Here is a 5,160-nt window from a genome sequence, read left to right as displayed (position 1 = left end):
CAGAGATCTTCGTCTTTCCGGAGATTTCGGATGAATTCAGCCGGAGTCATGTCATTTAATGATGAATGCGTTCTCTCATGATTATATTCCCTGCGCCAGTTGTCGAGTTTGTCCTGCGCATCTTCCAGCGAGAGAAACCAGTGAATGTTCAGGCATTCATCCCGCAGACTGCCGTTCAATGATTCAATAAACGGGTTATCCGTTGGTTTTCCGGGGCGGGAGAAGTCCATTGTAACACCGTGCTGATACGCCCATTTATCCAGACTTTTCGAGATAAACTCGCTGCCGTTATCTGTCTGAATACGTACCGGCAGGCGCTTGCCCAGCACCCGCAACCTTTCCATCACACCGACCACATCCTCACCTTTCAGCGACTTTCCGGCATGGATCGCCACACACTCCCGACTAAAATTATCCACTACAGTCAGCGCCCGGAAACGTCGTCCGTTAAACAGGTTATCCGACACGAAATCCATACTCCAGCACTGATCGACTCCGCTCAGGACCGGACGTTGCTGACGATGTGCTGCACTGACATGCCTGCGGGGGCGCTTTTTGCGCAGGTTGAGGCCTTCCAGACAGTAAATCCGGTGTGTTTTCTTGTGGTTAACAGGCCAGCCTTCCCGCCGCAGCTGAATATGAATACGCGGGCAACCGTAGCGGATCCGGGTTTCCGCTATTTCCCGGATACGCAGGGTTATCGCCCGATCATCCCGCCGGCTCTGCCAGTGGTAAACGGTTCTGCTCTGCATCAGCAGTCCGCATCCCCGTCGGACACTGATACGGTAAGCCTCCCGCAGAAAATGCACCGCCTGACGCTTCTGAGCCGGCCTCAGAACTTTTTTTGATAACTTCCTGCAGCATCACCTTGTCCAGACTTAAATCAGCCACCAGACGTTTCAGACGCTGATTCTCTTCCTCAAGCTGGCGCAGGCGGCGCAGTTTTGTCACGCCCATGCCGCCAAACTTTTTCTTCCAGTTGTAAAATGTGGCTTCAGAAATGCCCATCTTTCTGCAGACTTCCTCCACCCGAGTGCCGGTTTCGGCCTGTTTCAGCGCAAATGCTATCTGTTCTTCGGTATAGCGGGTCTTTTTCATGGCGATGTGCCTCTCTGTGAGATGGAAGAAAGACCGGAGACTTCAGTTTAGCCTGACACTGTTTTCAGGGAGGAGATCAAAGGTTAAGCGGGATACTTACAGAGAACATTTCCCCAGCAATGGCACTTGAAAAACACAGCATACATATGATTAATGAAAAGTATCTAAACAAAGCTACTGACCTCAATATCATTAAGGACTGGAAGGGAGTATCTTTGATCTTATAGACTGGCAAATGGACCTTCCTAAAAGCTTATAGCTAATAATTCCATCAACATTCAACTCATTCGTAAAGATATGCCCAGGGGCTTTTGAGTCGAACGTATAAATAAATAACTTATTATCTTTCATTGCATAAAAAAGAACTCCATCGAAACCAGAAACTTGATCATCAGAGTAAGATGATAATATTTTGGCAATCAGAGTTCTGGATGATAAATCTGTTATGGATTTTATTAGTATATTGTCATCAATACCTTTTGGGAGCGTATTCAAATATACGTTATCAATATAAGGGGTATAATCATTTTGATCGCACGAAGGAGTGTGAGGATTGTCCACACCGTAATAATTTCTAAAAAAGCCATCAAGGACATATTTATAATCATTTGCAGAAGGCAATGCCTTTACAAGTAAGGATATTCCTCCGGGATCACCTGCTATCACTCTCAATGACAACAACAGTAACATACTTATAGCTATAAAATTTTTCATCGACCGCCACCTTCATCTTTCACAGATTTAGTTTTGCTATCAAATCCGAAAAAATTATTGATTTTACTGAGGGTTGATAATCCATGCTTATCCTCATGAGAAAGTATGATTGGGATCAATTGCTAATGATTCACGAGAAAATTTTTTGCGCTGATAGTAAATAGCCATTTGAAAAAGCATCATTTCATATTGATAAGCTCTCCCCCCAATTCATCAAGTGTTTTCTCTCCCGAGAAAAGCTGTCGGCATTTACTGTCAATTACAGCATCATCTTTATCTCTTGGGAATATAATTTTCATTTTTCTTGCTATATCCCACACACCTGGGAATGAATCAACCGCACAATCCAAATCGTTTGGCGCAATATATTCTCCATTGACAGATATTTTCCCTAGATATATTGAACCACCAGGGTAAAACAAGCTATTCTGATCTGGCTCAGATGAGGAATTACTCCAAAAACCTTTGCCTGACAAAAGGTTTTTATTCCCATTAAACTTAGATACTATCGCCTGATATGACCTAAAGTGAGCATCAATCACAACTAATGCCAGAACTAATTTTTTTTCAAAATTAACATCTATAATAGAAGAAATTGAATTATTAAAGTAATGAATAGAATGAATTCGAATTGACTGTCCTTTGCAATCTATAAGCTCCTTAACATCAAGATATTTATTTCCTGATGCTAAAAGCACGCCTAAATGATCACTAGTTAGAGAAATACCTCCAGCACCAGAGATTAATGAATCATTCCAATTTTCTATTTTGCATGAGTAATCCGTATTTAATTGATCATCGTGAACATTTACATATCCAGCTTTATCCTTATCTAAATGGATGCTTACACCATCGATATCAATTGTGTTGTAATATCCAGCCCAAGAATTAAGAGCAGTAGCACAAAGCATCATAAACAAAAATGAATTAGTTTTAAACTTCATCATCAATCATCTCTTTTGCTTTTTTAGTAGCTATTTTCCTTTCTGCAATTCCTTTATCTGCACCATTTATATTTTTAGTTACTTTCAAAATAATGCTGTCATCATCAGATTTCCCAATTTTGTCCTCATCCATAATTTTGAGAACTTTAGACTTAAAACAAACTATAAAAAAACCACCTGTATCAATACAGTTATATGCATTTTCTGTCACTTTCTGAGGGTTTCCTATTTTTGGTGGTTTTTTCTTCATACCGGCTGAATTTTTTTTCTTGTACTCCGGGTCATCCCACCAATATTTATCAAAGTCATTTTTTGACAACCAACCTCGATATACCCAGTAGCTTGAATATGTGTTAAGTCCAGTTAGCATTTTAAACCCTCTACCTCTGAATTTTTGTGCATCTACATCTCCACAGTTACCGTTAATCCAGCTATAGGATCCTGTGATATACCCTCCACGGGAATTGTATTTTTTCCCGGAGAAATAGTTATCCTTCTCGGCTTTAAGAGCTCCGTACCAATGACCTAGCTTAGTAGTTTCATTAAATGTTGATGCTTCAACAATCACACCACCTTGCTGAACACCATCAACAATAATTTGTTGCTGGCTAGTTTCTTGCATGGACAATAAATAACCTGATTCAACTGCACCCTGCCCTAAAAAATGACAAATTCTATTTGCATCAGATAAGTTATACTTTCGCATGATTGTATTTATGTCCGCATAGTACTCTAATGTAATTTTTTTAATACCTTCAAGTGCATTTTTATTTTTTTTACTAGCATTCGCCGTCATTACTTTTTCAATTACTTCAGAGTCGAGCCAACTACATTTCCTGAAATGTCGAATAAATGATTTTGGCTCAAAATGCCACAACCGGTCAGAACTCAACGCTCCAGAATCAAAGCATAGTGCTTCCGCATGGGATTTAAACTTTGCATAATCGGCTTCCGTCATCGGTTCATGCTCTTCATTTCCCGTTTTCAGCCACGAAAAACGGATGTCGATCGTACTTTTTTCCCATTCAAATGGGAAATGACAGATTAGCTTCCCGCACTGGTTATCGAAGTCACCAACTTCGTGAAGTTTCTTGATAATAGCTGAATTACACTGGCTGTTGCTGTCACTATCGTCATCTACCATCTGCCAGCCCGTCCAGTGAGGGAAATCAGCGTCACTAAACTTTTTAATACTGGAATCAGCAAGGTTGATCACCCCTTTACCACCCGGGTAATTGACTGTCATCCATAATGGTGCGTCTGCCGGTACCAGTGTTTCATGGTCCGTGTTGATCACTCGCCCAAAGCGAAGTAATTCAAACCCGGCACTTGGGCTCTCCTTATAATTCCGCATCGCGGTTTTATAGAGATTGTATTCGTAGTCATCACCATCTGCATTAACCAGTGGTTCAACCAGCAGATCATATTTTCCGTCAGTCTGCGTATTTTTCTGACGAGTAACCATCGTGCACTTGCCTTGGGCCAGAGTCATGCTGGCATACAGAGGCACATTGCTGGTATATAGTTCAGAAAGTCCGGTGGTAGAAATGCTGTTATCTGCTGGAGCCTTGTCATAAAACTTTGTCTGCGGTGGCAGATAAAAGTGAATATCACCATAAACCGCATCGGTGCGGCCATTCTTCGAAATATCCAGCTCTCCTGTTTTCCTGCCCGTTAGCTTGCTGATGTTGTCATCATCGCAGAAAATCTGGAAATGGAAAGCATTCACTCCATCAACCATGCCTGGAAGGCCTATAGGATCCTTACGGTAAACTTTATCACCGGCTTTAACAGTTTCAGCCAGCGACTTCAGATGCATGTATAAGGAATAGAAAGCCACTTTTCCTTCATCACCGCTACCGATCTCGGTTTCATGCTTTATGAGCACATAACCATCATTACTCCCCTTTGTATTGGGTTTATCGGCGTTGATGTTGAATGGTGCTAGGTCGCGCTTGTCTGAGCTTTTGCGGAGTGAAATGACGGTACCGTCAGCTATCGCCCGCACGCTCTCAGCAGGCCTTCCAAGATGTTATTACCTGTTTATTTCTGAATATTAATCTCATATTGTTTTTCAAAATATTGCCCCGCACTAGCAACAACCCCGCCCCTAATATTAATTGTTACAATCCCTTGCAACTGAGGCTTACCTTCTATAGTAAAGTTATTATATACATATTTTGTGTAATATTTTTTTTCAGAAAATACTAATTTCAATCCAGAATTTGATGGGTGAATTTCATAACTCAGATCAACAACTGGTCCTGTACCTCCAGAGATGGTGATTGGAACATAATATTCCTGATCTATATATCCATCTGGTAACTTATTAGGCTCAAATACAAGGTGATTGCCACAGCCAGTTAGAAAGAAAGAAATTACAAAAGCTCTTAGATAGTGATTC

Annotated in this window: 5 protein-coding genes; all 5 read right to left on the bottom strand. The window is 41.2% G+C overall.

Translation table 11 applies throughout. The annotated features are described in order from the left end of the window. Window positions 1-1,098 (bottom strand): IS3 family transposase gene (locus KHQ28_RS26860; RefSeq protein WP_087638354.1). Its coding sequence is split into 2 segments (ribosomal slippage), with 1,100 coding nucleotides annotated over them: window positions 1-846 and window positions 845-1,098; the frame shifts between segments, so codons are not numbered across the junction. This gene is flagged as partial in the annotation. 192 nt (window positions 1,099-1,290) lie between these two features. After that, window positions 1,291-1,812: a hypothetical protein gene (locus KHQ28_RS26855; RefSeq protein WP_071579625.1), complete on the bottom strand. Its 522-nt coding sequence runs from the start codon at window positions 1,810-1,812 to the stop codon at window positions 1,291-1,293. A 179-nt stretch (window positions 1,813-1,991) separates the two neighbouring features. Further along, window positions 1,992-2,759 (bottom strand): hypothetical protein, encoded by a 768-nt coding sequence (locus tag KHQ28_RS26850; protein WP_015958252.1) that lies wholly within the window; start codon window positions 2,757-2,759, stop codon window positions 1,992-1,994. Further along, window positions 2,746-4,764, bottom strand: coding sequence for a M23 family metallopeptidase (locus KHQ28_RS26845; protein ID WP_032419045.1), 2,019 nt, complete (start codon window positions 4,762-4,764; stop codon window positions 2,746-2,748). The genes KHQ28_RS26850 and KHQ28_RS26845 overlap by 14 nt, the downstream gene beginning before the upstream one ends. Before the next feature lie 35 nt (window positions 4,765-4,799). After that, the coding region (locus tag KHQ28_RS26840; RefSeq protein WP_211777748.1) for a hypothetical protein at window positions 4,800-5,160 on the bottom strand (361 nt) is incomplete at its 5' end.

The sequence above is a fragment of the Klebsiella sp. 28 genome (genome assembly GCF_018223905.1).
GTDB lineage: Bacteria > Pseudomonadota > Gammaproteobacteria > Enterobacterales > Enterobacteriaceae > Klebsiella > Klebsiella pneumoniae.
The sequence above is the reverse complement of the archived record's forward strand: the minus strand, read 5'-3'. Positions and strand labels throughout refer to the sequence as shown.

Bases quoted from the DNA above. Each gene is read 5' to 3' on its own strand.
- KHQ28_RS26855 (WP_071579625.1), bottom strand. From the start codon at position 1,812: ATGAAAAATTTTATAGCTATAAGTATGTTACTGTTGTTGTCATTGAGA.
- KHQ28_RS26850 (WP_015958252.1), bottom strand. From the start codon at position 2,759: ATGATGAAGTTTAAAACTAATTCATTTTTGTTTATGATGCTTTGTGCT.